Genomic DNA, 1,612 nt, shown 5'->3' with positions numbered 1-1,612 from the left:
CGCCACCGGTCACTTACTCCGATGTGGTGGGGCACAAGACAGCAGACGTGCAATCGGGTACCATTGCTGGATGAAAAAACAGTATCTGGAGTGCCACTGGAGCTAAGTGGATACCCCTTATATTTATACATTTATGAAGCCGAAGCCGTCTCCGCGACCCGACGATGACGACGACAACGCCCCCCAGGTGATGCAGGAGGTGCGCGTCCCGCTGCAGGCCGTGCGCGGCCGGGGTGCGGCCACGGCGCTGGCGCACCGCTTCGTGCGCGACACGCGCGAGGCGGTGGACGATGGGTGGGGCGATGCCCATGTCGAAGAGGGCGACGAACCACCCCTGCCGCCGGTGACCCGCGTGCACCTGGAGACGGCCAAAAGCGCCCTCTGCGCCAACGACTCGCCCGATATTTTTTTCGAGCTGTCGGTCAACCCCTACCGGGGCTGCGAGCACGGTTGTGTCTACTGCTATGCACGGCCCACGCACAGCTACCTCAACATGTCCCCGGGGCTCGACTTCGAGACCCAGATCATCGCCAAGCACAACATCGCCGCGCTGCTGCGCGACGAGCTGGGCCGGACGAGCCACGTGCCCCGGCTCATCAACATCGGCTCGGCCACCGACTGTTATCAGCCCGTGGAGCGCGAGTTGAAACTCACGCGCGGCCTCATCGAGGTGATGCGCGACATGCGCCACCCGTTCTCCATCATCACCAAGTCCGCCGGGGTGGAGCGCGACCTCGACCTGCTTGGCCCCCTGGCCGCGCAGCACCTGACTGCCGTGTACGTCACCATCACCACGCTCGACGCCACCCTGGCGCGCCGCATGGAGCCGCGCGCCGCCGCGCCCCACCGGCGCCTGCGCACCATCCGCACCCTGGCCGAGGCCGGCATCCCCGTGGGCGTGAGCGTGGCGCCGCAGATCCCCTTCATCACCGAAGACATGGAGCAGGTGCTGCAGGCCGCGCACGAGGCCGGCGCGACCAGTGCCTTCTACACCGTGCTGCGACTACCCTGGGAGCTGGACCCGCTGTTCCGCGAGTGGCTGGAGCTGCACTACCCGCAGCGTGCTGCGCGTGTGATGGCGCGGGTGCAGGATCTGCACAACCTCGATCCTGCGCAGCGGGCTGCGGGTAAGGTGTATGCGAGTGACTTTGCCACGCGGATGAAGGGGACGGGGTTGTGGGCGGATTTGGTGCGGCAGCGGTTTGCGGCTGCCTGCCGCAAGTTGGGTCTCAATCGGAAGCGGACGGAGTTGGATTTGACGCAGTACCGGGCGGGGTTTGCCCGGAACCAGGGGGGCCTGTTTTAGATTTGCTGGCTGTGGTGGCTTCTGTTCTTTTTTGAGGGTGGGAGCCGGGATGTGCGCCCGGCAGCGCACCCACCTTCTTTTGCGTCGCCAAAAGAAGGTGGGCCAAGAAAAGGCGATCCCCAGTCTGCGTCCCCCATCGCCCTGTCGGGCGATGGGGGCAGCCTGCGATGCTCGGAACTGGGGTGGGCGTCGATGAACTCACTGCGTTCCCCCTGCGGGTGAACTCCGTTCAAACAGCATCGACGAGCCAGACGACGAAGCGTGTGTGTCCTTCGGCACACACGCCCACCCCAGCTCCTGCGCTTC

At 65.6% G+C, this 1,612-nt stretch carries 1 protein-coding gene; it reads left to right on the top strand.

The window, feature by feature from the left end; genetic code table 11:
- Positions 1 to 190: 190 nt before the first annotated feature.
- Positions 191 to 1,306, top strand: coding sequence for a PA0069 family radical SAM protein (locus tag AC07X5_RS32605; RefSeq protein ID WP_494773548.1), 1,116 nt, complete (start codon positions 191 to 193; stop codon positions 1,304 to 1,306).
- Positions 1,307 to 1,612 lie beyond the last annotated feature (306 nt).

This window comes from Acidovorax sp. GW458-11-26-14-TSB4 (genome assembly GCF_059423865.1).
Note: the sequence above shows the minus strand (reverse complement) of the source record. Positions and strands in the feature narration are given on the sequence as shown.